This is a genomic window from Jeotgalicoccus nanhaiensis, assembly GCF_015235105.1.
GTDB lineage: Bacteria > Bacillota > Bacilli > Staphylococcales > Salinicoccaceae > Jeotgalicoccus > Jeotgalicoccus nanhaiensis.
In genome coordinates this window covers 349,844-376,704 of sequence record NZ_JADGLW010000002.1, presented here as the reverse complement: position 1 = coordinate 376,704, position 26,861 = coordinate 349,844, and the positions used below count along the sequence as shown (strand labels likewise).

The 26,861-nt window shown below is 42.4% G+C and carries 25 protein-coding genes and 1 riboswitch; of the genes, 19 read left to right on the top strand and 6 right to left on the bottom strand.

Annotated elements, in window-relative coordinates:
* Positions 1–89: 89 nt before the first annotated feature.
* The 4 genes from IR135_RS04140 to IR135_RS04125 all read left to right on the top strand — a co-directional run bounded on the left by IR135_RS04140 (position 90) and on the right by IR135_RS04125 (position 4,289).
* Positions 90–650 carry a DUF488 family protein gene (locus tag IR135_RS04140; protein ID WP_135096960.1) on the top strand — a complete coding sequence of 187 codons (561 nt, stop codon included), beginning with the start codon at positions 90–92 and terminating at the stop codon, positions 648–650.
* An 89-nt stretch (positions 651–739) separates the two neighbouring features.
* On the top strand, positions 740–1,519 hold the full coding sequence (locus IR135_RS04135; RefSeq protein WP_135096958.1) for an acetoin reductase: 780 nt from the start codon (positions 740–742) through the stop codon (positions 1,517–1,519).
* Positions 1,520–1,833: 314 nt separating this feature from the next.
* Positions 1,834–3,564: a GMC family oxidoreductase gene (locus IR135_RS04130; protein WP_135096956.1), complete on the top strand. Its 1,731-nt coding sequence runs from the start codon at positions 1,834–1,836 to the stop codon at positions 3,562–3,564.
* Between the two features lie 149 nt (positions 3,565–3,713).
* Entirely contained in the window at positions 3,714–4,289 is a 576-nt protein-coding gene (locus IR135_RS04125) for a YdhK family protein (protein ID WP_135096954.1), read from the top strand.
* A gap of 98 nt (positions 4,290–4,387) precedes the next feature.
* On the opposite strand, the gene IR135_RS04120 is transcribed toward IR135_RS04125, so the two are convergent.
* Complete coding sequence (locus IR135_RS04120) at positions 4,388–4,966, bottom strand: helix-turn-helix transcriptional regulator (protein WP_135096952.1); 579 nt, start codon at positions 4,964–4,966, stop codon at positions 4,388–4,390.
* 163 nt (positions 4,967–5,129) lie between these two features.
* Here IR135_RS04120 and IR135_RS04115 point away from each other — a divergent pair, with 163 nt between their 5' ends.
* The 4 genes from IR135_RS04115 to IR135_RS04100 all read left to right on the top strand — a co-directional run bounded on the left by IR135_RS04115 (position 5,130) and on the right by IR135_RS04100 (position 9,529).
* Entirely contained in the window at positions 5,130–5,300 is a 171-nt protein-coding gene (locus IR135_RS04115) for a hypothetical protein (protein WP_167753356.1), read from the top strand.
* Positions 5,301–5,677: 377 nt separating this feature from the next.
* Positions 5,678–6,928: an aminoacyltransferase gene (locus IR135_RS04110; protein WP_135096950.1), complete on the top strand. Its 1,251-nt coding sequence runs from the start codon at positions 5,678–5,680 to the stop codon at positions 6,926–6,928.
* Positions 6,929–6,945: 17 nt separating this feature from the next.
* A complete protein-coding gene (locus tag IR135_RS04105; protein ID WP_135096948.1) occupies positions 6,946–8,208 on the top strand; it encodes an aminoacyltransferase in 1,263 nt (420 codons plus the stop codon).
* 73 nt (positions 8,209–8,281) lie between these two features.
* A complete protein-coding gene (locus IR135_RS04100; protein ID WP_135096946.1) occupies positions 8,282–9,529 on the top strand; it encodes a peptidoglycan bridge formation glycyltransferase FemA/FemB family protein in 1,248 nt (415 codons plus the stop codon).
* A gap of 649 nt (positions 9,530–10,178) precedes the next feature.
* Here IR135_RS04100 and IR135_RS04095 read toward each other — a convergent pair.
* Complete coding sequence (locus IR135_RS04095) at positions 10,179–11,189, bottom strand: lactonase family protein (protein WP_135096942.1); 1,011 nt, start codon at positions 11,187–11,189, stop codon at positions 10,179–10,181.
* Positions 11,190–11,267: 78 nt separating this feature from the next.
* Between IR135_RS04095 and IR135_RS04090 the strand changes: the two genes are divergently transcribed.
* Positions 11,268–11,603: a hypothetical protein gene (locus IR135_RS04090; protein ID WP_135096940.1), complete on the top strand. Its 336-nt coding sequence runs from the start codon at positions 11,268–11,270 to the stop codon at positions 11,601–11,603.
* 181 nt (positions 11,604–11,784) lie between these two features.
* On the opposite strand, the gene IR135_RS04085 is transcribed toward IR135_RS04090, so the two are convergent.
* Positions 11,785–11,880 carry a type I toxin-antitoxin system Fst family toxin gene (locus tag IR135_RS04085; RefSeq protein WP_135096938.1) on the bottom strand — a complete coding sequence of 32 codons (96 nt, stop codon included), beginning with the start codon at positions 11,878–11,880 and terminating at the stop codon, positions 11,785–11,787.
* 882 nt (positions 11,881–12,762) lie between these two features.
* Here IR135_RS04085 and IR135_RS04080 point away from each other — a divergent pair.
* Positions 12,763–13,119, top strand: a complete 357-nt coding sequence (locus tag IR135_RS04080) for a general stress protein (RefSeq protein ID WP_135096936.1) — start codon at positions 12,763–12,765, stop codon at positions 13,117–13,119.
* Between the two features lie 111 nt (positions 13,120–13,230).
* Here IR135_RS04080 and IR135_RS04075 read toward each other — a convergent pair whose 3' ends face one another.
* Both IR135_RS04075 and IR135_RS04070 read right to left on the bottom strand, forming a co-directional pair.
* Positions 13,231–13,776 (bottom strand): NADPH-dependent FMN reductase, encoded by a 546-nt coding sequence (locus IR135_RS04075; RefSeq protein WP_135096934.1) that lies wholly within the window; start codon positions 13,774–13,776, stop codon positions 13,231–13,233.
* A gap of 189 nt (positions 13,777–13,965) precedes the next feature.
* Positions 13,966–14,289: a hypothetical protein gene (locus IR135_RS04070; protein ID WP_135096932.1), complete on the bottom strand. Its 324-nt coding sequence runs from the start codon at positions 14,287–14,289 to the stop codon at positions 13,966–13,968.
* A gap of 133 nt (positions 14,290–14,422) precedes the next feature.
* Here IR135_RS04070 and pepF point away from each other — a divergent pair, with 133 nt between their 5' ends.
* The gene (pepF, locus tag IR135_RS04065; RefSeq protein WP_135096930.1) at positions 14,423–16,228 is read left to right on the top strand and encodes an oligoendopeptidase F; all 1,806 of its coding nucleotides are present in this window, start codon (positions 14,423–14,425) and stop codon (positions 16,226–16,228) included.
* Between the two features lie 346 nt (positions 16,229–16,574).
* On the opposite strand, the gene IR135_RS04060 is transcribed toward pepF, so the two are convergent.
* Entirely contained in the window at positions 16,575–17,447 is an 873-nt protein-coding gene (locus IR135_RS04060; protein ID WP_135096928.1) for a S1 RNA-binding domain-containing protein, read from the bottom strand.
* A 187-nt stretch (positions 17,448–17,634) separates the two neighbouring features.
* On the opposite strand from IR135_RS04060, the gene IR135_RS04055 reads away from it, so the two are divergent.
* The 8 genes from IR135_RS04055 to lysA all read left to right on the top strand — a co-directional run bounded on the left by IR135_RS04055 (position 17,635) and on the right by lysA (position 26,394).
* Entirely contained in the window at positions 17,635–19,236 is a 1,602-nt protein-coding gene (locus IR135_RS04055; RefSeq protein ID WP_135096926.1) for an ABC-F family ATP-binding cassette domain-containing protein, read from the top strand.
* Positions 19,237–19,298: 62 nt separating this feature from the next.
* Positions 19,299–19,477: riboswitch (Lysine riboswitch) on the top strand.
* Between the two features lie 88 nt (positions 19,478–19,565).
* Complete coding sequence (locus IR135_RS04050; RefSeq protein WP_135096924.1) at positions 19,566–20,543, top strand: aspartate-semialdehyde dehydrogenase; 978 nt, start codon at positions 19,566–19,568, stop codon at positions 20,541–20,543.
* Between the two features lie 13 nt (positions 20,544–20,556).
* Positions 20,557–21,444 (top strand): 4-hydroxy-tetrahydrodipicolinate synthase, encoded by an 888-nt coding sequence (gene dapA, locus IR135_RS04045; RefSeq protein ID WP_135096922.1) that lies wholly within the window; start codon positions 20,557–20,559, stop codon positions 21,442–21,444.
* The gene (gene dapB, locus IR135_RS04040; RefSeq protein WP_135096920.1) at positions 21,441–22,154 is read left to right on the top strand and encodes a 4-hydroxy-tetrahydrodipicolinate reductase; all 714 of its coding nucleotides are present in this window, start codon (positions 21,441–21,443) and stop codon (positions 22,152–22,154) included. Before dapA ends, dapB begins: the two co-directional genes overlap by 4 nt.
* A gap of 14 nt (positions 22,155–22,168) precedes the next feature.
* The gene (gene dapD / locus IR135_RS04035; RefSeq protein ID WP_135096918.1) at positions 22,169–22,885 is read left to right on the top strand and encodes a 2,3,4,5-tetrahydropyridine-2,6-dicarboxylate N-acetyltransferase; all 717 of its coding nucleotides are present in this window, start codon (positions 22,169–22,171) and stop codon (positions 22,883–22,885) included.
* Positions 22,885–24,036 carry a M20 metallopeptidase family protein gene (locus IR135_RS04030; RefSeq protein WP_135096917.1) on the top strand — a complete coding sequence of 384 codons (1,152 nt, stop codon included), beginning with the start codon at positions 22,885–22,887 and terminating at the stop codon, positions 24,034–24,036. The genes dapD and IR135_RS04030 overlap by 1 nt, the downstream gene beginning before the upstream one ends.
* Positions 24,037–24,053: 17 nt before the next feature.
* On the top strand, positions 24,054–25,124 hold the full coding sequence (locus tag IR135_RS04025) for an alanine racemase (protein ID WP_135096915.1): 1,071 nt from the start codon (positions 24,054–24,056) through the stop codon (positions 25,122–25,124).
* A complete protein-coding gene (lysA, locus tag IR135_RS04020; protein ID WP_135096913.1) occupies positions 25,114–26,394 on the top strand; it encodes a diaminopimelate decarboxylase in 1,281 nt (426 codons plus the stop codon). The genes IR135_RS04025 and lysA overlap by 11 nt, the downstream gene beginning before the upstream one ends.
* Positions 26,395–26,861: the final 467 nt, after the last annotated feature.

Sequence of the window (26,861 nt, the reverse complement as noted above, 5' to 3'; positions counted from 1 at the left end):
GGATGATATATCTCTTTAACTTTAACTAAGGTCTTAATAAAAGGGAATAGATTTTTAAAAAGTTTAAAATTATAGGAGGCAGCTGGTCTATGCGTATTTATACTGTCGGTCATTTTGATTATTCACTCGATAAATTTCAGGAAATGCTGCAAACAGCAGATGTGACATTCGTGATGGATGTGCGGGCATTTCCTAACAGTAAAAGCCATCCGCAATATAATCAAGAATCATTTCAAAAGTGGTTAGAAGATAAGCAGATAAAATACTTTCATAATAAGCTGCTCGGTGGACGTCGAAAACGGTCAGGCACCGTAGGAGAAAATTTAAATGAAGGCTGGAAAAATCAATCATTCCATAACTATGCAGATTACACGCTGACTGACGACTTCAAACAAGGTATTAAAGCGTTGATGAAAGATGCGAAAGAAAATACAGTCGCTATTTTGTGTGCTGAACGTCATCCTTCCAGATGCCACCGTTTAATCGTTAGTAACTGGTTAGCTGCCCACGATGTGGATGTTAATCATATAATAGTGAATAATAAAGAGGAAATAGAAATAGTGCCGCATCAGCTGGGACAATGGGGCGCCATGCCGATTATAGAAGATGATGGGGAAGTCGTTTATCCTAAGAAAACGACGAATAACTAAGCTCATCATAATTGAGCGAAAACTTAGTAAATAGTATATAAAACCTATATAATGTTATGTGTAAACAAACTAATTGGAGGCTATATATCATGACATTAGACAGAGTTGCAGTCATTACAGGTTCGGCTCAAGGTTTAGGTAAAGGTATTGCAGAAAAATTAGGCGAAAACGGCTTTAAAGTTGTATTAAGTGATATTAATGAAGAAGTGCTTAATGAGACTTTAGAAGAACTTAAAGGTAAAAACTACGAAGTGACAGCAAAAGTCGCGGATGTTTCAAAACAGGATGATCACACTGCTCTGGTTAAACATGCAGTAGATACGTTTGGTAAGTTAGATGTTTATATTAATAACGCTGGTGTTGAAGGCGCAGTTGAGCAGATAGAGAATATCAGTGAAAAAGATATTGATTTTGTTTTAGATGTTAACGTTAAAGGTGTCCTGTTCGGAATTCAGGCAGCAGCCAAGCAGCTGAAAGAGCAGGGTCACGGCGGAACGATTATCAATGCATCAAGTATTGCTGGGCATGAAGGTTTCGACTTCCTGTCAACCTACAGTGCATCTAAATTCGCAGTGCGCGGCTTAACTCAAGTTGCTTCTAAAGAGTTTGCTAAAGACGATATTACCGTTAATGCATATTGCCCTGGTATCGCAGCAACAGGAATGTGGGAACGTTTAGATGAGAAATTTATGGATGTTATCGGTACTAAGAAAGGCGAAGCCTTAGAACAATACGCTTCTTCTATTTCTTTAGGACGTACCCAGGAACCGAAAGACGTAGCAAATTTAGTAGCATTCCTTGCTTCTGAAGATGCAGGTTATATTACTGGTCAGGCTATCTTAACTGATGGCGGTATCGTCTATAGATAATCTTCAAATTTTTAATCTGTAAAAGCGAAGCATCCCTAATCAGATATTTCTGATTAGGGGTGCTCTTTGATATTTGAGGTATAGCAATGAAAATGGTCAGGTTAACACTACCGGGGAAATGCTGAGCCGAATTGCTCAAGTTTTCATTAAACATGGTAATAATATTTTGTAATTATCATTATCAACTTAAACTTATATTTCTTTAAAACTCTTACATAATATTTTAATAATGTTACAATGATCTAATGTAGGATATATTTGTAAATGCGATTTTTATGAAAAGATACGGGTGTAAATAATAGGAGGATAAAGAAATGGCAAAAGAGTTAGATAAAGTAGACGTTGTAACGATTGGAGCTGGCTGGACAGGCGGAATTGTTGCTGCAGAAACTGCGAAAGAAGGATTGAAAGTTAAAAGTTTAGAGCGTGGACCTTACCGGGATACTACTGATTATCAGCATGTGCATGATGAATTAAAGTATGCCCAGCGCTATGAACTGATGCAGGACACTTCAGTCGAAACTTTAACTTTTAGAAATTCGAGAGACGAACGTGCACTGCCTGTTCGTCGTCTAGGTTCATTTTTACCTGGCAATGGACGAGGGGGCGCCGGGACGCACTGGAATGGTCAAACTGACCGTTACATGCCGTATGACTTTGAAATTAAGACGATGACAGAAGAAAAATACGGAAAAGATAAACTTGGAGAAGATTCTGGTCTTCGTTATCGCGACTGGGGCATCACCTTTGATGAGATGGAAAAATACTATGATAAATTCGAAAAAACTGCCGGTGTCAGCGGTGAAGAAAACCCGCTCGGTGAGAAGCGTTCCAGTCCATATCCAAACCCGCCGATGGTTAAAACAAAAACTTTAAAAATGTTTGAAAAAGCAGCTAAAGAGTTGGATTTACATCCCATTATGATGCCGTCTGCTAACATGTCACAGAACTATGAGAACCCTGACGGCGAAGTGTTGAATCAGTGTCAATATTGCGCCTTCTGTGAACGCTTTGCATGTGAATATGATGCAAAAGCAACTCCTGATGTGACTGTATTAAAAACCGCAGAAAAAACTGGAAATTATGAAGTCCGCTATAATTCGAACGTGACTGAAATTGTTACCGATAAAGATGATGATAAAAAAGTAACTGGTGTGAAGTTCATAGATACTGTAACGCGAGAGGAATTTTTCCAGCCAGCAGATATTATTGTCTTAACGAGTTTCCTGTTTAATAACTATAAATTGCTCAGAGTTTCAAATATCGGGGAACAATATGACCCTGAAACAGAGGAAGGGACACTCGGCAGTAATTATTGTTACCAAACAGGTTTAGGTGCTACCGGTTTCTTTGATGAACAGTTCAATACATTTATGGGTGCAGGTGCCCTTGGTATGATTCTCGATGATTTTAACGGTGATAATTTTGATCATGATGACCTTGATTTTATTCACGGCGGTTCAATTCATTTTACACAAACAGGCGCCCGTCCTATCTTGTCAAATACAATTCGTAAGGGCACGCCTGAATGGGGCGAGGAATTTAAAGAAGAATCAATCAATAACTTTACAAGAACCTTAGAAGTGTATTCGATGGCTCATACCGGCCCGCACAGAGATCATTACCTGGACCTGGATGATACATACAAGGATGCATTCGGAAATTCACAAGTCATGCTGACCTATAATTGGACAGAGCAAGACAATGCCAGAAATAAATATCTGACAGAACGATGTGAAGAAATTGTAGAAAAAATGGGTGCTAATCATATAGATGTAGAAAATGATGATATCGGTGAATACGATATTGTACCTTATCAATCAACTAACATCTCAGGGGGTACACCGATGGGGACAGATCCTGAGAATAGTGTAGTAAACACGTGGCTACAGCACTGGGATCGCGACAACTTGTTTGTTGCAGGCTCGAGTACATTTGTACACAACTCCGGAAATAACCCGACAGGAACAGTCGGTGCGATAGCATATCGCTGTGCTGAAGGAATAATTAAATATCATAAAGACGAACAGAGATTAGAAGATTAAAATAAACACACGCAAAATTTGCGTGTGTTTATTTTTGATATTTCAAGATAATCATTAGAAGCTCTATTTTACAAAAAAGAGTTAATAAGATTTAAAATACCTATCTGGGGTATAAGAATAGAATTAGTTACAAATAGGAGGTATTTTAAATGAAGAGCAAGAAGTTTTTATCAGCAACCATTATCTCAGCAGGTCTGCTGCTCGCTTCGTGCAGTAATGCTGAAGAAGAGCCGGCTGAAGAAGGAACGCCAGGGAAACCACTGGAGGAAGAGGGAAGTCATGAAGAAATGGATCATTCTAGTTCCGGAGAAGTACCTGACACTCTCGAGGAGGCTGAGGATCCAAAATATCCTGTAGACAGTGAAGCGATGATACTTACTGATCATATGCCGGGTATGGATGGTGCTATCGCAACGATTACCGGTGCGTATGATACGACAGCTTATGAAGTATCGTATACTCCGACAACTGGCGGTGACCCGGTAGAGAATCATAAGTGGGTAGTGCATGAAGAATTGGAAGACCCAGGTGAGGCGCCCTTGGAGCAAGGTGATGAGGCAGTCATGAATGCTACCCATATGGAAGGCATGGAGGGCGCAACAGCAACTGTGGATTCAGCTGAACAGACTACCGTATACATGATTAGTTACGTGGATACGGAAACCGGAGATCCGGTCGAAAATCACAAATGGGTAACTGAAGCAGAACTCGAAGCTGCAGAATAGAATTACTACGATAAAGAACATCGCTGTCAGTATGTCTGGCAGCGATGTTTATAATAAAAAGGATAAAATTCGTCTAATCAGGCGAATTTTATTGATTTTTACTCCATTTCGTAATGTTCTATAACGTAATCAATAATTTCGGACAGCTGTTTAACCCGAGAAACTTGTACGTGTTTGGAAATGGTCGAGACAGATCTTTGCGTCAGTTTTGCTATTTCCTTCTGACTGATTCCTGTTAAATAATACTGCATGACTTCCTGCTGCAGAGGGGTCACAGTTCTAAAAATATCAGTGGCATACATTAACGCAATTTCGATACCTTTCGGCATATCAGGACTTGAGAAATCCTGCACTTTTGATTTTTTAATTGCTTCAAGCGATTCTCTTACTGCTTTTATAGCAGGATGATTCCAGCGGTCCGGATTGTATTCAGGATAAGAATCATCTACGGTATGGAAACTGCATTTTAAAGGAAAATTTGAAGCAGGCCATAATGATTTTGCGTAAAATGATAACAAAATAGTGTAATACGGCTGTGAGGATATGATAAACAGCTCTTCACCCATACGGTAATTCATATATAGTTTATTATTGTCTGTATTTAAACTTCGAAGTTTGCGTTCTATGAATGAGAGATGGTTATATATTTCAGGAGGCGCCTTCGTACTGTTAGACACGTCCAAAATCAGCATAGATATTATGGAAATCAGCTCCTTTATGTAGTGCTTATATTGTATTATAATTCGTCTTAAAAGGCGAATCGATATTTTAAGTTCGTTTAAATAGACGAATTCTGTTAGGTGTTAAAAGTGGTATAATAGAAGAACAGGGACGGTTCACATGTTAACTATTGAATCAAAAATCAATAAACAAATCGCTAAAAACTTAGAGCTTGAAGGATTAAAAGTATCAAAGGAACAGCAGAAATTAATACTCGATGCGATTAATTCCGATAAAGAGATTAATAATGAACTCATCCGTCAAATCGCATTTAATAATAAATGCAGCTAAAAGCAATTAGCTGCGTTTTTTATATTTTGCTAAATGAATCCAAGTACGACACCAGAGCCGCGTCGTATTTTGCCAGTCCTTCAGATACGACGGGGATTTCGCGTCGTACTTTATAAGAGTTTCAAGTACTACAGGAAGCTGCCGTCGTACTTTATAAGAGTTTCAAGTACAGCGCCGCTTCACCGTCGTACTTGAACGCGGACAACCCCTAACCAAGGGGTCCAGCGTCCCCGCATAGGCGGGGAGATCTTTATCGTCTGACCAAGCATTTCAATAAATTCCTTAAATAAGGCTTGCCTGTCCATGTATTAGATGAAACACACGATGAAATCTGTTACTATATTAGAGATTGAGAATTGATGAACGGGAGTGCCATTATGCAATTTACAGAGTTATCTTTAGAAGAATTTAATGACTATACGAAGCAGAATTTCAGTCATTTTACCCAGACGGAACAAAACTATAAATTAAAAAAAGACAGCGGCATTGAAACTTATTTAGTCGGTGTAAAAGATGGAAACGCGGTGAAGGCGGCTTGCCTCATTACACTGACACCCGTAATGAAAGTGTTTAAATATGCATATACCAACAGAGGCCCGGTACTCGATTACAGCGATGAAGCAGTGTTCAAAACTTTCTTTGACGGTTTGACGAAGCTCTTAAAACCGAAGAAGGTCATGTATCTGCGTGTCGACCCGTATGAAGTGATAAACAAACGCAACCACGAGGGTGAAGTCATCGAAAGCATGGAGAACGATTATATTTTCGATAATTTTAAAGCATTGGGCTATGAGCACGACGGATTTAAAAACGGGTTTGATCCGATTGTGCAGGTTCGCTGGCATTCGGTGCTGAACCTGGCAGGGAAAGATAAAAAAGAAGTCTTTGATGATATGGATAATCTCAGACGGAGAAATATTAAAAAAGCGGAGAAGCATGGTCTGCACATTAAATATTTAGACTTGGATAATATCGATATCTTCCGCAAGTTCATGAAGGATACTTCGGAGATGAAGGAATTCTTCGACAGAGATGACAGCTTTTATATAGACAGAAAACGCTACTTTAAAGATCAGGTTATGATTCCGATGGTCTATGTGGATCTTGAAGACTATAATGCATCTATTGCCAAGGATAAGGCAAAGATGGAAAAGAATATAGATAAAGCGGAACGTGCGCTTGAGCGCGATCCAGATAATGAGAAAAACCAGAACAAAGTGAAGAACCTGACTGAACAGCTGGAGAACATTGATGCGAAATTACAGGAAGGTAAAGAGCTGCTGGAATCTCACGGCAAAGAATTGCCGCTGTCGAGTGCCTACTTTATCGTCACACCACATGAAGTAACATACCTGTCTGGCGGTACCGATAACGACTTCAGACATTTCGCGGGAAGCTATTTGATCCAGTGGACGATGATTCAGTATGCCCTGGATCAGGGTATAGACCAGTATAACTTCTACGGCATCAGCGGAGACTTTACGGAGAATGCCGAAGACTACGGCGTCATTCAGTTTAAAAAAGGATTCAATGCTGTCGTGAATGAATATATCGGGGACTTTATCAAACCGATTAATGGACCTGCTTATAAAATTTATAACGGCTTGAACAAGCTGCGTAATAAATAAGAGAAAGAGTGAATCGCATGAAGTTTTTGGAATTAACTGATGAAGAATATGCGGCGTTTATAGAGGAAGGCCGTGAAGCGGCTTTCTTCCAGATGCTTGAAAATAAAACCAACCGTGAAATGAACGGCGAGACTGTTAAACTGCTAGGAGTTAAGGACGATGCCGGCAAAGTGATTGCTGCATGTCTCTTTACGCTCCAGCCGACGGTCATGGGTAAATATTTCTATTACTCGAATCGGGGCCCGGTGCTCGATTACCATAATTTAGAGCTGGTTCGTTTCTACTTTGAAGGTTTAACGGACTATCTTAAGAAAAATAATTGCTCTTACGTTAAAGTCGACCCGAACTGGATTTACAAGAAATACGATAAAGACGTTGTTGAAAAAGAAGACTACCCGGCGCAGGATGCGTTAATCGAGCTGATGGAGTCGCTCGGCTACGCTCATGAAGGGTTTACACGCGGCTATTCGAAAACGTCCCAGGCCCGCTGGATGAGTGTCTTGGATGTGTCGCCGTTTGACAATGAAAAAGACCTGGTGAAGTCTTTCGACTCCCAGCGTAAGCGCAATATGAAGAAAGTCCAGAAGTACGGTGTCGAGCTTAGATTTTTAGAAGTGGATGAAATCGATAAATTCGTGAAGCTGTATGCTGATACATCAGAACGCCAGGGTTTCTTCACACATCCCGATCCGAAGAAATACTTCTCGAACTTTAAGAAGGCCTACGGTGAAAAGGTTCTGATTCCTTACGCGTATATCGAACTCGATAAGTACGTGGCGAATCTGACTAAGGAGTTAGAGGATGTGGCGAAGCGTCTAGAGACGATGCAGGCGAAAGAGAATAAAAACGAGAAGACCCTGAATAAAATTAAAGAGATGGAAAAACAGGTGAGTAATCTTACCGGCGATCTTGATGAAGCGAAAGTAATTCACGAGAAGGAAGGCAACGTACTGGATCTTGCTGCCGGCATTTATTTCGAAACGCCGTATGAACTTGTGTATAACTCAGGGGCGAGTACTTCTGAGTATCCGCAATTTGTCGGACCGTATAAAATGCATTTAGAGATGATGAAGTATTGTATGGAGCATAATATTTCACGCTACAACTTTTACGGTGTCAGTGGTGATTTCTCTGAAGACGGAGAAGACTACGGTGTTTATCGTTTTAAACGCGGTTTTAATGCGGAGATTGAAGAGCTGGTCGGCGATTTCGTTAAAGTGATTGCGCCGCTGCAGCATAATATCTATAAAGTGAAAGCGAAACTTGGACTGAATAAGTAAAGAACAGAAAGGTTTGATCCAGCGATGGAAGTAAAACCAATATAAGTAAAGAACAGAAAGGTTTGATCCAGCGATGGAAGTAAAACCAATAACAGAAGAAGCATTTAAATTATTTGTACAGACCTATCAGGGGCATATGCATTATTTCCATGATGAATTGTTTTACGATTATATTTCCAAGGTGAATGAAACGCATTTGCTTGGCTTATATGATGGTGAAGAATTGATCGGGGTGTCTATGCTGAGTGCGACATCGGTGCTGAAGAAATTCAGGCTGTTTACGTCGCATACGGGGCCGCTACTGCGTGACTTTTCGAATGAGCGCCTGAAGTTTTTCTTAGAGGAAATCGATAAGTATGCAAAGAAGCATGGTGCGCTGCAGATGATTCATTCGCCGTATCAGGTATACCAGCTGCGTGATCACGATGGTAACGTGGTTGAAGATGATGCCCGCAATAACCGGGAGCTTGTGTCTTTATATGAAAACCTCGGTTATACGCATCACGGCTTTACGACCGAGTTGATTACAGAAGAGCTGCTGCGTTTCCAGGCAGTCATCGATGTCGATAAGCCGCTGGATGATATTTTAAAACAGATGGATACGACGACGCGCTACAATACCCGACAGACGGAAACGATGCCGCTTGAGTTAAAGCTGCTCGATGAAGATGAGTACGATAAATTTATCGATATATATAAAGAAACGGAAGAACGCATCGGCTTTGATCCTGTGCCGGCAGAGAAGATTAAAAATCTGCTGCATACTTTGAAAGACCGGATGTTCTTAGTGATGACACATGTGAATGTCGATAAATATCTGGCGCAGCTTGAGGCAGAACGTGAAGCGGAAATGGGTCACATTGCGGAAATCGAAGAAAAAGCTGCGAACGGTACAGCGACCAAACGCGAGAAAAAACGCGTCAACGAACATAAGGAACAGCTTGCGAGTAAGGACAAGCGGATTGCTAAAATGGAAGAGTTCAAAACGGAATTCGGCACGGAACTCGATTTGTCAGCAGGCATGTACTATTACAATAACCACGAGATGGTCTATCTGTTCAGCGGCAGCTATCCGGAACTTTCGTTCTTTAAAGGCACGAACTTTGCGACTTGGGAAATGATTAAGAAGGCGAAGGAATTAGGCGTGAAGCGGTTTAACTTCTTCGGTCTGACAGGCGACTTTACCGACCAGGCGCAGGACTACGGCGTTTACCGTTTTAAACGCGGCTTTACACCGTATATCGAAGAACTGCCGGGCACCTTTGATAAGGTATTCAACAAACCCGTGTATGCGATAGCGAAAAAACTAGGAAAGATTTAAAGGGTTTCGCGCATGGGACTGGCTGCGGAAATATATGAATTTGTTAAGCTGCTATTGAGTATTGTGTTTAATAATTATGTGATCTGGTATTTGGTATTGCCGGGAATAATAGCAGCAGCGATTATTAAACTTAAAAAACAAGAAAACAAGCCGTATTTTAAATCGATTCTTAAATTTTTAATTATTTATTATGCGGCGAGAACCATAGTTGTGATATTCTTTTATTAAAATTGGAGCGCAGGCAGCACTTTCGAAGTGCTGCCTGCGTTTTTTGTTGGATTTGTAAGCTAGCGCGCCATTGTGGAAGTGACAATGGCCGGGCAGCCCGTTTATCCCGTCACTGTGAAAGTGACAATGACGGGGCAGCCCGTTTATCCTGTCACTGTGAAAATGACAATGACGGGGCAGCTCTCTTATCCCGTCACTGTGGAAGTGACAATGACGGGATAGCTCGTTTATCCCGTCACTGTGAAAATGACAATGACGGGGCAGCTCTCTTATCCCGTCACTGTGGAAGTGACAATGACTGGACAGCTCGTTTATCCCGTCACTGTGGAAGCGACAATGACCCGGTAGAAGCTTTCTCGGCTACTTGTGAGAAAGACAATGACCCGAGAGCGGCGCTCCCGGGTCATTGTGCTGTTTATTTTTAAAGGAAATCCACGAAGATTCCTTCCGGAACTTCGATTTCGCTGTCTAAACGAGAGATTGTTCCGTCTTCATTAATTTTAAACAGCACAAGGTTGTGGGATTTCTCATGGGCGCATACTAAGTGCTCGCCGTCCGGTGTAATATTGAAGTCGCGCGGCCAGTTTCCGTTGGATGATTCAATTTGCAGACGCTCCAGCGACTGGCCGCCTTCTTTAATTTCAAACACGGCGATGCTATTATGGCCGCGGTTAGTCACGTAAATATATTTGCCATTCGGATGTTTACGGATGGCTGCTGCCTGAGAATGTTCAGTGAAATCTTCCGGCAGGGCGGAGTAAGTTTCAACCGGCGTAAATTTACCATCATCATATTCTGCAGCAATCACTTCGTTGGATAATTCCGTAACGATATATGCGTAGTCTCCGGCATCGCTGAACACCAGATGACGCGGGCCGCTGCCAGGCGCGACTTTAGACTCCGCTAGCTTAACGAGACGTTCTTCTTCTATTTTAAATGTAATTATCTTATCTGCACCTAAATCGACAGCAGCGAAATATTTGCCATCCGGCGTTTCCGTAACAAAATGCGAGTGGGCGTGATCCTGACGCTCGTGAGGACCGCTACCTTCAACCTGATAAACATCCAGACGCTCAGTGACTGCACCGCGGTCATCCATTTTATATAAACGCACCTTGCCGGTGCTGTAAACAGCATCGATCATATACTTACCGTCGGAAGACGGGCTTAAATAACAGCCGTTTTCAGCTTCCGGCAGACATTCTTCGATGAGTTTGAGATTGCCATTTTCAATCTCAAACGTCGCAATGCCTGCTGTATCACCGTCCTGTTTTAATGAATACAATTTATCATTCTGTATATTTAAATATAAGGGACCTTGAAATTCTTCGATTAAGTCTCCGCCGATTAATTTACCAGCTTCAGTATCTAAATTAAAACGATAAATGCCCTTACTTTTTTCCTGGGTATAAGTTCCTGCATATCCAATCATTTAATCTCCTCCTGATTTTAAGCGATTAAATTGTTACATTACTGTATACCCTGAATATGGAATTTAAAAAGGGGTATAATGAAACTGATTAAAAAGGAGGCGCTGTATGTGGGGAATGGTGAGCGGATGACAATAGATCTTGCAGAATTTCAGAAGAATCCTGAGAATGCTTTTAAAACAGCTGAAAAAGAGCAAAGTGTCGTGCACGTAATCGATGGCGATAAAACTGCAGGTGTTCTGATGAGTAAAGCGCAGTACGAGTTCGCACGTGATGAAATCGAATCACTGTATGATGTTATCGATGCCCTGACGGTCAATGAGAGTTTAGCCAACTCGGATGAGAAGACGTTTTCTATTGACGATGCGGCGTATGAAAAGATAAAAGAACTGCAGCTGGATGAGGAACGGGAGTAAATAAGCTTTGTGATGTGCTAGGGGAATAGTATGGGTTATAAATATCAGTTTGTTTCATTTTACAACAGTAAAACCAGATGGTATAATGTACTTACAAGTAAAGTGCTGAGCATGAAACACCGAAACCCCAATCTATTCCAGTAGATTGGGGTTTTTTAATGGTGTATTGGCAGCTGTCCGGCTATTCATCGTCATTGTTCAGCCAATAAGTGAACAGTGAGACAATCACGCCGACAATTATCGGCGCAAAAAGTAATTCCAGTAAAGTGCTTTGCATGATAACACCTCCTTCCATGCTACCGGCACGGAAGTGAACTGGACAACCTCTCTAATTTTACCATAAATCATACCTGTTACATATGTAATAATAGGGCAGATAATTAAGTGAAACATAATTGATTGCAATATTCTGATAATTAAGATTGATAAAAACCGAATCCAATTACAATTCGCATAAGATGCGAATTTGATGAAATATGGAGAAAAACTGTCAAAATTGATGCATATACGGATTATTAGAAATCAGCTGAAATGTACGTAAAACTTAGATTTAACGTTAAAACTGGAAATATCCGTATATAATTATATAAATACGTAAATCCATAATTAAGGAAAAATCAGCTGAATCTGAGGATGATTTTAAGAAACATACTGAAGGATTATCCATAGTAAATGATTAACTGAGCTTAGAATGAGCCAGTCAGATGACAGACAGATTGAACTGCACAGAGTCAGACACAAAGGAAATGCGATCTGCAGCTGAACAGACAAAAATTAACCAGTTAAACACATAAATGAATTAAGTTAAAACAGCATATAAAAACACATAAATTTGAACATCTATATTATAATATATACTAAAGTTTACATAACATATATTATAGGAAGTTGTGTATACAACAGAATATCAGGTGTAAGTGACCTATTTCGATGTGTCTGCCTTAGATTATATTATGATACATAATTCACATACTCTATATTTCTCTTTTATTTGATAACGAGCTCTATTTATACACGGCTGTTCCCGCTGCAGCATCTGACGCACCTGCATCAGGACACGAGATCTTTATCTTTTAATCACTCACTATGTTTAAAACTTTCGGGCACGGATATATACAGTAATGTGTTCAATGAACAAACTATTTGGAGGGATATTATTATGGCACCATTTATTAAAACGTATCATGATGATGACAAAATCCAGGAAGCAATTGAAATTCTAAAATCCAACAAGGTAGATACTAAAGACATCTACGTTGTGACCCACGATGATGATCGTACGAAGCGTATCGCAGACAACTCCGGCGCAAATACTATCGGTATGAGCGAACAAGGTGTTGCTGACGCTGTTAAAACTACTTTCAAGAAAAAAGGCGATGAATTACGCAACAAATTGGAAAACATCGGTTTTGATGAAAATCAGGCAAAACAATATGAGGCTGAGTTAGATAAAGGTGCGGTACTTCTAATTGTCACTGAATCATACGGTGTAAACTTAGATACCCTTTTAGCTTAGTAAAATATAAAAATTACAGCTGCGTCCCCCACTATGCTGGGCGGCGCAGTTTTTTTGTGCAGAAAAAAACCTCTGTTTTGAAATGTTTAATCAAAACGGAGGTTTGTCATTTTATTGATATCTTTTTATCAGTTCAACAAAAGCATCTACAAATGTCTGCAGAAACTGAATCGTATCTTCATTAGTGATTTTATCGTTTTCGTCGAGTAAATTCTGCGAGTTCGCAAGATAAACTTCCGGCTGCTGAACGACCGGCATGTTCAGGAAAACGAGGGATTGGCGTAAATGATGATTTGCACCGAAGCCGCTCAAATTACTGATCGACTGACTGATAATCGCTGCCGGTTTCATATCCCACACACTTTCACCGTAAGGTCTGGAACCGGTATCGAGCGCATTTTTCAAGGCAGCTGACACGCTGCGGTTATGCTCGGGCGTAACAAACAGAATCGCATCCATGTCTCTGACTTGCTTGCGGAATGCTGTATATTCTTCGGGGCTGTCTTCATCGTAATCCTGGTTATATAATGGAAGATTTGCGATTTCTATAAACTCCGGTTCATAGTCCGATGGGAATAAAGGAGCGACATTTTCAGCAATTTTTCTCGAAAAAGATTCTTTTCTCGTACTGCCGACAATAATACCAACTTTAGCCATATTAAATCATCCTTTTCTTTACAAAATAATATTCCAGCTTCAACTCAATAACAAGGTCTACATTATATTGCTTACCCTATTTTAAGGATAGTATTCAGGATGAATGATGTGAATCCGGTCGGTATAACTTTGCATACCCCGCTGTACACCACAAAAAGACACCGGCTGCAGCCGGTGTCAAAAATCATCTTATATTTCCTTTTTATGTTCTGCTTCGTCGATAGTTTCACCGGGTCCGTTCCGGAGTTCCTTAGCACGGCGGCGGTTTCTCTTAACTACCCACATCGACATTGATACTACAAATGACAAGACTGCTAAAAATGCGGCGTATCCAGCCAGCGGTTGCCATTCGAGGTTGTCGTAAAAGTTCGGCAGCACAAAGGCTGCGATTCCCATAAGCACCAGCGTCAAAATCGGCATGATGAAATATCTTTTCGTAAAAAATCCGATAGCCATCGATAAAATGATTACTGCTAAAATAGTATATATATAAAACTGTACATCATTAACCATATCCTCACCTCTCTATAAATTATTACCCATTTTCCTGAAGTTCACTCACAGTTTCTAATGAATATACAATATTCAAAATCTTATGTATAATAAACTGTGTAACAAAGGGATAAAAAACCAGGGAGATGATTTAATGTCAGAGTTACAAAACAGACAGGATGTCGATGTCAATTACACATGGGATCTCAGTCCGTTATTTAAGGATGATAAAGCATGTGAGGCGGCGATTGATTCTGTTAAAGAGAAAATTGATTCTTTTGAAACGGAATTCCAAGGACAGATTGACGATGTCGCTGCTGCTGTTAAAGCAATTGACAGCTACCGTGATATTTTAGAACAGTTCGTCCTAATCGGTACATATTCGAACTTGCGTTTATCCGGAGACCGCGGAGATCAGCAGGCACAGAAACTTGGTGCACTGGTCGGCAATGCGGGTACTTCTTTAAGTTCGAAAACAAGTTTTTTACAAAGTGAATTATTAGCGAAAGATGAATCTTTCTTACAAGATATTGCTAAGGAGAAAGAGGAATACACAGGCTTTATTGAGGACTTACTGCGCAATAAACCTTACCAGCTGGATCAGAAGGTAGAAAAAGCACTCGCTTCCTTCTCTTCTGTCTTTAACGGACCTTACGATTTATATCAGAAAACAAAACTGCTCGATATTGATTTCGGTACGTTTACTGCTAACGGCAAAGAGTATTCTTTATCGTATCTTGCATTTGAAGGCGGTCTTGAATCGAATCCGGACAAGGAAGTGCGTCGTGCAGCCTTCAAGAAATTCTCAGAATCGCTGCGCCAGTATCAACATACAACTGCAGGTACTTACGACATACATTTAAAACAGGAGAAAGCGGAAGCTGACCTCCGCGGCTACGATTCTGTGATTGACTACCTGCTCCACGGCCAAAAAGTTGACCGTGAGCTGTACGACCGTCAAATCGACGTAATTACCGAGGAACTGGCTCCGCATATGAGACGGTACGCTAAACTTCTTCAAAAAGTGCACGGACTCGATAAAATGCGCTATGAAGATTTGAAGATTCCTTTAGACCCTGCGAGTGAACCGGAAATCAGCGTGGAAGAATCGCGCAAATATATTTTAGATGCGCTCGGTATTATGGGTGAAGATTATACGGATATGATTAACCGTGCCTATGATGAACGCTGGATTGATTTCGTTATTAATAAAGGAAAATCGACCGGCGCTTTCTGTTCGAGTCCTTACGGATCACATCCATTTATCTTGATTTCATGGTCTTCTTTAATGGAAGAAGTTTTTGTTCTTGCCCATGAACTTGGCCACGCAGGGCATTTCTATAATGCCAACCGTGCGCAGAATATTTTTGATACGCGTCCTTCGATGTACTTTATCGAAGCACCGAGTACGATGAACGAAATGCTGATGGCTAACCATCTGCTGAAAAACTCGGAAGATCCGAAATTTAAACGCTGGGTAATCAGTTCAATTATTTCACGCACGTACTATCATAACTTTGTGACCCACCTGCTGGAAGCAGCTTATCAGCGCGAAGTGTACAACCGCGTGGATAATTACGAAACTGTAACTGCGGAATCGCTGAATGAAATTAAACGCGGTGTGATTGAGAAATTCTGGGGTAACGATGTTGAAATTACTGAAGGTGCGGAACTGACTTGGATGAGACAGCCCCACTACTACATGGGACTTTATCCGTATACGTACTCTGCGGGATTAACAATTGCAACTGAAATGTCGCAGCGTATTCTGAATGAGGGCCAGACCGCAGTTGACGAATGGCTGAAAGTTTTAAAAACAGGCGGCAAAGAAACGCCGGTTGAACTGGCGAAAATGGCAGGCATTGATATTACGACAGATGCTCCCTTGAAAAACACAATTCAATACATCGGCGAACTGGTGGATGAACTGGAAACGCTGACAGAAGAAATAGAAGGATAAAACAGATTTAAAGAACGGGGGGACATGAGTCCCTCCGTTTTTGTTTGTCTTGATAAAACAGATTTAAAGAACGGGGGGACATGAGTCCCTCCGTTTTTGTTTGTCTTTTTGAGGGTTCTAGTGATTTCTCTATATTAGTGACAATGAGCGTTGCTCATAGTCACGGAGAAGCGTTTAAGTGCCAATGAAGGTCGTTCATAGTCACGTAGGAGCGTTTAAGTGCCAATGAAGGTCGCTCATTGTCACGCAGGAGCGTTTAAGTGCCAATGAAAATCGCTCATAGTCACGCAAAAGCCCCAAAAACTAAAAAAACGGAATCCCTCCCAAGGATTCCGCCAATACAAGCTTATTTCTTCAAATGAGTTGCGCCGTTTACAAATTCGATCTTGCCTTCTTTTAAAAGTCCGCCTAAAGCGCGTTTAAACTGACCTTTTGACAAGTTAAATGCGGCTTTGATGTCTTCTGGTGAACTCTTGTCCGTGAATTCCATCATGTCGCCGTGCATCTGCATGTATTCCAGAATGCGTTCGCCATCTGTACCTAAGCGTTTGTAGGCTTTCTCCAAAAAGGAGCCGTTAACTTCGCCCTTGTCGTTGATGCCGATTACACGGAAGTTTACTTCCTGGCCGAGACGCGGTTCCTGTTCGCGTTCTGTTTCGTGGACAAATACTTTATAGCCTTCTTCGGATAAAATAAATGTGCCGACGCGGAGCAGACGGTAAGGACGCCCTTTCAGCCATTTGTTGCCGAGTGTTTCGTAGTCTTCTTTTTTCAGCGGCTGGAATTTTTCATCCACTTCTGTTTCTGTAATTAAGCGTCCGAACATCTGATCATCAGCTTCGACGCGAATCGTTGCATAGACCATGTCGCCGACCTGCGGCCATACTTCTTTCTTCCGCGGCAAATCGATCCACGGAATTAAAATTTCGCGCGGTGATCCGATATCGAGATAAGCGCCGTCGCGGTTAACTTCACTGACTCGGGCATAGCCGAATTTAGTCGCGGTAATGCTCGGCAGATTCGGTGTCGCAAACAGTTCACCCGAGCGGTTCGGGTAAATAAAGACCAGAACTTCTTCATCGATATCGTAGTCTTTATCCCCCTCGATTTCCGAACGGTTCATACGGATATACTTTTCGTCTTCTGTAACGAGAGTGTACGTCGAGCCCTCTTTTTTAATCACTTTTAAAAATTGTGTAGTACCTGAAATTTTTGTCATATAGACTCCTCATTAATATTGTTTCTATTGTGTATTATTCATTTATCGGTTAATGTTTAATATTGTGGTTTTTAAATAGTAAGCATACGGATGAACATACTGATATATTTAAATAATACCATATTTATGGTATTATCGCTTATGAATGTAAACTAAAACGATTGTTTTAATATAAAGGAGAATGCACATGCTGCAAGTTAGCGACGTGAGTCTGAGATTTGGAGACAGAAAATTATTTGAAGATGTAAATATTAAATTCACCCCGGGAAACTGCTACGGTTTAATCGGTGCGAACGGTGCCGGGAAATCCACTTTCCTGAAAGTCCTGACAGGTGAAGTTGACTCGGACGGCCACGTTATTTTAGGAGCGGACGAGCGTATGGCTTTCCTCCGCCAGGATCACTTCGGCTATGAAGATACGCGCGTACTCGATGTTGTAATGATGGGTCACGAAAAACTATGGTCTATTATGAACGAAAAAAATGAAATCTACATGAAACCGGACTTCTCGGATGAAGACGGCATCAGAGCCGCAGAGCTCGAAGGTGAATACGGCGAAATGGGCGGCTGGACTGCTGAAAGTGACGCTGAAACACTCCTTCACGGTCTTGGTATTCCCCATGAGCTGGTCGATAAAACAATGGGTGAAATCGACAACACGGCAAAAGTTAAAGTCCTGCTTGCACAGAGCCTGTTCGGCAACCCCGACGTGCTGCTCCTGGATGAGCCGACCAACGGTCTCGATATCGAAGCGGTACAGTGGCTGGAAGAATTCCTCATTAACTTTGAGAACACAGTGATTGTTGTATCCCACGACAGACACTTCCTGAACAACGTCTGTACGCACATTGCGGACCTCGACTTCGGCAAGATTCAGGTCTACGTCGGGAACTATGACTTCTGGTATCAGTCAAGTCAGATGGCACTGCAGATGTCTCAAGATCAAAATAAGAAAAAAGAAGAAAAGATTAAAGAGCTTAAAGACTTCGTTGCACGTTTCAGTGCCAACGCTTCAAAATCTAAACAGGCAACAAGCCGTAAAAAGATGCTTGAGAAAATTGAATTGGAAGATATTAAGCCGTCATCACGCCGTTATCCTTTCGTCGGCTTTACAGCTGAAAGAGAAATCGGTAACGAGCTGTTAACAGTCAGAAATCTGACGCATTCAATCGACGGTGAAACGGTACTCGATAATTTAACGTTCACGCTCTCTCCTGACGATAAAGTTATTTTAACAGGCGGTTCTGAACTGCAGCGCACTACCCTGCTTCGCATTCTTGCTGGTGAAATTACGCCGGATTCAGGAGACGTCAACTGGGGTGTCACAACTTCACAGAGCTACTTCCCGAAAGATAACTCGGAGTACTTTGAAGGCGTTGATTCAAGCCTGGTTGAATGGCTGCGCCAGTACGCTCCGCCTGAAGAACAGACAGAAACCTTCCTTCGCGGATTCTTAGGAAGAATGCTGTTCAGCGGTGAAGAAGCGAAGAAAAAAGCAAGCGTCCTCTCAGGTGGAGAGAAAGTCCGTGCGATGCTCAGTAAAATGATGCTGTCGCAGGCGAACGTCCTCTTAATGGATGAGCCGACGAACCACCTTGACTTAGAGAGTATTACTGCAGTCAACGACGGTCTGAAGAAATTTAAAGGATCAATTATCTTCACTTCACATGACCTGGAGTTTATCAATACAATTTCAAACACGGTGCTCGATATCAGCAACAACACAGCACTTGTGAAGGAAATCGGTTATGAAGATTACCTTATTGAAAAAGGAATTATAAAGAAATAGAAATTATCTGTTTACTTTGAATACTTTGTTATGTATAATGACAATCAACATCAAAAACTGAATAGTACGGATGAGGCGCATCAATCAATAGTACTCATATACTTAACTTCTGCAAAGTGTATATGACGAAAGGGTGAGATGCCGAAATGTCCGGGAGCGCGCAGACCCCGGTTGTTGGATTCACAGGTTAAGAGCTATGGATTTGTCATTATTGACTCAATAATGGAGGGCATCGCTTGTATATACAATTTTAAAACAAGTCCGGTACCCGGGCTTGTTTTTTTATTTATATCATTCTATTCAGGAAAACTTCTAGGAGGCTGTATTTTATGAAACTCGCAATTGTCGGTGCAACAGGTGTCGTCGGTACAAAAATGCTGGAAATGGTGGAACAGTATAAAATTCCTTATAAGGAACTGGTCCTCTTCTCTTCCAAACGCTCCAGCGGAAAAGAACTGGAAGTAAATGGAGAAACGTATACAGTTCAGGAATTAACTGAAGACAGAACGAAAGATGGTTTTGATTATGTGGTTATGAGTGCCGGCGGTTCAACGAGTGAAAAGTTTGCCCCGCTCTTTGAAGAAGCCGGTGCAATTGTTATCGACAATTCAAGTTTCTGGAGAATGCATGAAGATATTGATTTAATCGTTCCGGAAATTAACTCACCTTCATTAAATCGTAAAATTATCGCGAACCCGAACTGTTCAACAATCCAGTCGGTTATCGCCTTACAACCTTTATATGATGCATTCGGAGTAAAACGCGTGCACTACGCAACATATCAGTCGGTTTCAGGTTCGGGTTCAGGCGGCATCAGAGACCTCGAAGAAGGCGCGAATGGCGCTGAGCCGACGACGTATCCAAAACCGATTTACAATAACGTGATTCCGCAGATCGATGTCTTTTTAGATGACGGCTATACGAAAGAAGAAGTCAAGATGATCGATGAAACGAAGAAAATTCTCGGAGATGATCAAATTGCGGTGACGGCAACATGTGTCAGAGTGCCGGTTATCTCAAGCCACAGCGTACAAATTAACGTCACGCTTGACCAGGAGGCGACAGAAGAAGAAGTCAGAGATGCGTTCCGCAATATTCCTCACATCGTCCTGATGGATAATCCTGCTGAAGGTGTTTATCCTACTCCGTATGAAGCGACAGATGAAAACGAAATTTACGTCGGCCGTATCCGCAAGGATCCGACGCTCGAAAACACTTTCCACGTATGGTGTGTCGGGGACAACATTCTTAAAGGCGCAGCGCAGAATACAGTGCAGATTCTAAAATCATTAATAGATAATAAATAAGGAGCGGATATATATGAGTCCGATTTTTGAAGGTATCGGAGTGGCGATGGCCACCCCGTTTAGAAATAATGAAGTAGACTACGATGCGTTCAGAAACCATATTGAATATTTAATCGACAATAATGCACAAAGTTTAATTATTAACGGCACGACCGGCGAATCCCCTACTTTATCAGCAGAAGAAATTAAAGAACTGCTCCGTGTCGGCGTTGAAACTGCTGGGGGCCGGATTCCGGTAATTGCAGGTACAGGCACGAACTCAACTCAGCAGTCAATTGACTTATCGGTGTTCGCTGAAGAAACGGGTGCTGACGGTGTTATGCTGATTACGCCCTACTACAATAAAAGTAACCAGCGCGGTCTGATTGCACACTTTACAGCGATTGCAGACAGCATTAATATCCCGGTTATTTTATATAATGTGCCGTCCCGTACAAGTATGTCCATCGACCCTGAAACAGTGTTAGAATTAAGCAGACACAAAAATATCGTCGCTCTGAAAGATGCGGCCGGCGATTTAAACTATACAATTAATGTATTAAACCTTGTAGATTCTGAATTTTCATTATACAGCGGGAATGATGATAATTTGACAGACTTTACAGCACTTGGCGGCAAAGGATTAATTTCAGTAGTCGGCAACGTCATTCCGGGTGAGATGCAGGAAGTATATGAAGGTATGAAAAATGGCGAGTCATCAGCAAGACAGCGATTCTCATCACTGATGCCTGTCATCAGTTCTGTACAAATTGATGTTAACCCGATTCCGGTCAAAGCCTTAACTGCAGAGCTCGGCTTTGGTGAATACGAGCTCCGCCTGCCGCTCTTGCCGCTGGAAGAAGATGCGAGACAATCTATTGTTGAAGCCTTCAACGAATTCAGAAAAGGTGTGAGAGTATGAGAATACTCTTAATCGGCTACGGGACGATGAATAAAATCGTTGCCCGTCTCGCAGTGGAAAAAGGTCATGAAATTGCAGGAGTCATTTCATCCAGCACAACAGACTACCCGGCATTTACAAATATCGATGATGCGGGCGCAGATGTGGCAATCGATTTCTCGAATCCCGACCGCATCCTGCCTCTCATTGAAAAACCTTTCACCACTCCCCTCGTTGTGGCAACGACAGGGAAAAAAGAAGAAATTGTAGCAGCACTGAAAGAACGTGCGGCATCGGCTCCGGTATTTTTCAACGCCAATATGAGTTACGGTGTGCACGTATTGAACAACCTGCTCCGTGAAGCACTAAAACAGCTCGACGGCTTTGATCTTGAACTCGTTGAACGCCATCATAAGCACAAAGTCGACGCCCCGAGCGGTACGCTCGTTAAACTCCTTGATACGGCACTTGACGTTAGACAGGGCAGCTATCCTGTTTATGACCGATCAGAAGCGAATGAAGAGCGGTCAGATGATGAAATCGGCGTCAGCGCTATACGCGGCGGCACAATTGTCGGCGAACACGATGCAATCTTTGCAGGACACGATGAAGTTATCGAACTGAAACATATTGCACAATCGAAAGATATATTTGCAAACGGTGCAATTGGCGCCGCAGAAAGTCTTAGACACAAAGAAAACGGATTTTACGACTATAACAACATATTTTAAGGAGTTTTTACACAATGGAAAAATTTACAGCAGAAGAGATTATTCAGTACATTTCAGATGCGGAGAAAGCAACACCGCTAAAAATTTATATCAACGGTAACTTTGAAGGTGTTGAATTCGATGAGTCATTCAAAGTATTCGGTACAGAGGATTCAAAAACTGTATTTGCGGATGCGCGCGACTGGCAGGCTTTCTACCCTTCAATAGAAGAAAAAGTAACGGATATCGTTATCGAACAGGACCGCCGCAACTCGGCTATTCCGTTAATGGACTTAACAAATACGAAAGCGCGTATTGAGCCTGGTGCCTTTATCCGTGAACATGCAGTAATCGGTGACGGCGCGGTCGTTATGATGGGCGCGTCAATTAACATCGGTGCTATCGTCGGCGAAGGCACGATGATCGATATGAATGCAGTAATGGGCGGCCGTGCAACGACAGGCAAAAACGTCCATGTCGGCGCTGGTGCAGTACTTGCAGGCGTAATCGAACCGCCAAGTGCTTCTCCTGTTATGATTGAAGATGATGTATTAATCGGAGCTAATGCTGTGATTTTAGAAGGTGTAACTGTCGGTAAAGGTGCTATTGTTGCAGCAGGTGCTATTGTTACAGAAGACGTCCCGGCAGGTACAGTCGTCGGCGGTACACCGGCACGCGTCATTAAGCAGGCAAGTGAAGTCACTGGTTCTAAAAAAGAAATCGTTCAGGCGCTCAGAAAGCTGAATGACTAATGTCTCCTGAATATACAGAAGAACTTAAATTCGTTACAGAACACCGGAGATATCTGCATCAGCATCCGGAATTAAGTCTAAAAGAATATAAAACGACTGAATATATTATTTCTGTTTTAGAAGAAATAGGAGTATCTTATTACCAGGTGCTGGATACGGGGGTCATCGCCGAGCTCGAGGGAAACAGCGGTCAGACACTCGGCTTCCGTGCCGATATCGATGCCTTGCCGGTACATGAACAGAATGATCTTGAGTATAAAAGCAGCGTGGATAATGTAATGCATGCATGCGGACACGATGGGCATACTACTGCCCTTCTTTTGTTTGTGAAACGTGCAAAGGCGCTCGCTGACAATGGAGATTTAAAGTATAATTGTATTTTTATCTTCCAGCCGTCAGAAGAAGCGAATGCCGGTGCGAATTTAATGATCAAAGCCTGGGAAAACCGTCCGGATTTCTCTGCGATTTTCGGTGTTCATTTAATGCCGGATGAAGATGAAGGACTGGTGCTGTACAGAGATGATGAATTAACAGCGAGCGCAACGGAATTTCACTTTACTGTAAAAGGCGCCAGTGCACATGTTGCCCAGAAACATCAGGGCATTTCAGCTCTTGAGACAATAGTTAAAATAGCCGGTGAAGTCGGCAATATCCAGCAGTTCCACCTGGACGGCCTCAACCGCAACATTATTCATATGGGTAAAATCAGTTCAGGTGAAGCGGTCAATACAGTGCCTGCCAATGCCCGTTTGAGCGGAACGATCCGTACGTACGAAGCGTCTGATCTTGCTGTGATTAAATCTCAGATGACTAAAATTAAAGAAGCCGCTGAACTGCTGTACGGTGCATCTGTCGAGCTGCATTACACTGAAGGTTATCCTGCAGTGAAAAATGATGCGGCCTTAAATCAGCTTGTTGAAACTTCGATAAGCGCTGCGGGACTCCGCGGGATAGAAAAAGATAAACCGTATTTATTCGGTGAGGACTTCAGCTTTTACAGTAACATCGCAAAGACGTACTTTGTCTTCGCAGGCTCGCGCAACCTTGAAAAAGGCTACGCATCAAGTCTGCATACCGATACGTTTAACTTTGATGAGCGCGTGCTGATTAAAGTTGCGGATTATTATGAAGCATTGTTAAACAATTACTAAAACAGGGAGACATGGCAATGGGTGGTATTTTTCAAACAGATGAAGCGCAGTTTATTAAACAGGCCAGACAATTTCAGCTGCCGGGCCAAACGATTGCGGTCGTTAAAAATAATGCATATAACTACGGACTGGAATTTGCGGTCAAGGCCTTTGCAATTTCAGGCATCCGCGCATTTGCAACAACGTCGATGGATGATGCGGTTAAAATAAGGCAAATGTGCGGAGACAGCGCCGTCATTATTCTAATGAATCCGACGACGGACTTTAAACGGGCGCGTATGTTTAATCTTCATATCACCCTGCCCTCTTCTACTTATTATGATACATATAAGCACGAACTTCAGGGTCTTAATATTCATATTGAATATGCCGGGCTCTTTAACCGGTCGGGATTAACGGATATTAATGAACTCGAGTCTATTTTAAATGATATGAAATCGTCAGGCATCGAACTGAATTTCACGGGACTCTGGACGCATTTCGGCTACTCCGATGAGTTCGACGGCATCTATGAAAAGGAACGCGGCATGTGGCTGGAGTTTGCTGACGAGGTCCGAAAGCTTGGCCTTGCACCTGAGATGATTCACGCACAGAACAGTGCGAGCTATGTGCGGGACGGTATCTTTGATGGACATACTCATGTCCGGCTCGGCATCGGTCTCTACGGTTCGAAACCGTACGCTGAATTAGATGATAAAGACTTTATTCAGAGCTCGACGCTGTCAGCACCGATTATCCAGTTCAGACAGCTGACTGAGGGAATGACACTCGGTTACGGTGCGGCCTTTAAGGCGGACAAAGACTGTACAGTGGCGGTCGTTGATATCGGCTACGGTGACGGAGTGCTCCGTGCGCGTGCGGGATATGAATGTGAAATTGGCGGAAAAGTTTATCCGATTGTCGCACTGATGATGAGCCATATGGTCGTCCTGGTTGACGATGATGTCCGGGCTGATATGCCGGTTTATCTTTATAACAGCAAACTTCGTATCGATAAATACACGAATCTCGGAGTCGGTGCCAACTCGGAACAGCTCGGGGCTTTAAATTACCAATCATTGGGGAGAGAAATTATTTATGACGTTTAATTATTCAGCGGGAGAACTTCAAGTCAGAGGGCATAAAATTAGTGATATAGCAGCACAGTACGGCACACCGGTTATTATATACGACGAAATGTATATGACCGGTATGATGGAGAGATATCACAAAGTCTTAAAAAGCCATAGCATTCCCTACTCTGTGTCCTACGCTTCAAAAGCGTTCAGCAGCGTCCAGATGATAAAACTGCTCGAGAGCCAGAATATGGAGCTCGACGTCGTATCAGTCGGTGAGCTTTACACGGCTCTGGCTGCAGGATTTCCGGTGGAAGACATTCACTTTCACGGCAATAATAAGACCGCTGAAGAGATTGAATATGCTTTAGATCATGGCGTGCGGTTCTTCATTATTGATGGTCTCGACGAAATTGACCTGATTGAGGGCTTAGCTTCCGGACTTTCTGATGATGACGGCGTGAACGTGCTGATCCGCATTAATCCGAGTGTTGAAGTGAACACGCATGATTATATTTCGACGGGACAGGAAGACAGCAAATTTGGACTGTCTCTCACGAACGGGGCGGCGAAGACAGCAATCGATAAAATTCAAGGATGCAGATCTTTAAACTTTAAAGGCATCCACTATCATCTGGGATCCCAGCTCGATGACAGCACGCCTTTTATCAATGCTGTAACGAATGTCTACAGCTGGCTTGATGAACACCAGATTAATCTTGAGATTTTAAATATGGGCGGCGGCTATGGTGTGAAATATACTGAAGGCGATGTGCGCTTCCCGATCGAAGAAGGATTCGATGCGATTCTTAATCACTTAAAAGAAGTTGTGGCAGCATCAGGACGCGAACTTCCTCACGTAATGATTGAACCCGGACGTTCGATTGCCGCCGAAGCAGCAATCACTGTCTATGAGGTCGGGACTGTTAAAAACATCCCGGGCGTTGCCAAATACGTCTCTATAGACGGCGGTATGAGCGATCATATCCGGACACCACTGTATGGTGCCGAATATGAAGTTGTCCCTGTGACTGAGCATTTTGGGGATACTAGCGTGTCATCGCACGTGGTTGGGAAATTATGTGAATCCGGAGATATCATCGGTAAAAATAAAATGCTGCCGGATGATTTGAAACGCGGTGACTTGCTCGCGGTGAGAACGACAGGTGCATATCACTACTCCATGGCATCCAACTACAACCAGATGAGAAAACCCGCAGTCGTATTCGTCGGGGAATCCAGAGTGCGCGAAGTCATCAGACGCCAGACACTCGAACAGCTGATTGAAAATGATGTGAGATAAAGTAAGCTCTTCTGAAAAGTGAATTTCAGAAGAGCTTTTTATTATGGTTCTACGATAAATAGAGTTGATGAACTGTTAAATCTGAGCGCCTAGCCTATGGTAAACGGGTTAGACGTTTTTTGGCTTCTATATACAAGTTTTAAAGATGAATTTCACTTCTGTAACTTATGATACCTAGTTTATTTTGACGCCGTCGTACTTGAACATCTTCCCGGGTACGACGGCGAACTCGTGTCGTACTTGAACATCTTCCCGAGTACGACGGTGAATCCGTGTCGTACTTGAACATCTTCTCGAGTACGACGGCGAACTCGTGTCGTACTTGAACATCTTCCCGGGTACGATGGTGAATTCGTGTCGTACTTGGTCATCTTCTCGAGTACGACGGCGAATCCGTGTCGTACTTAGCCATCTTCCTGAATACGACGTCGAATCCGTGTCGTACTTGAACATCTTCCCGAGTACGA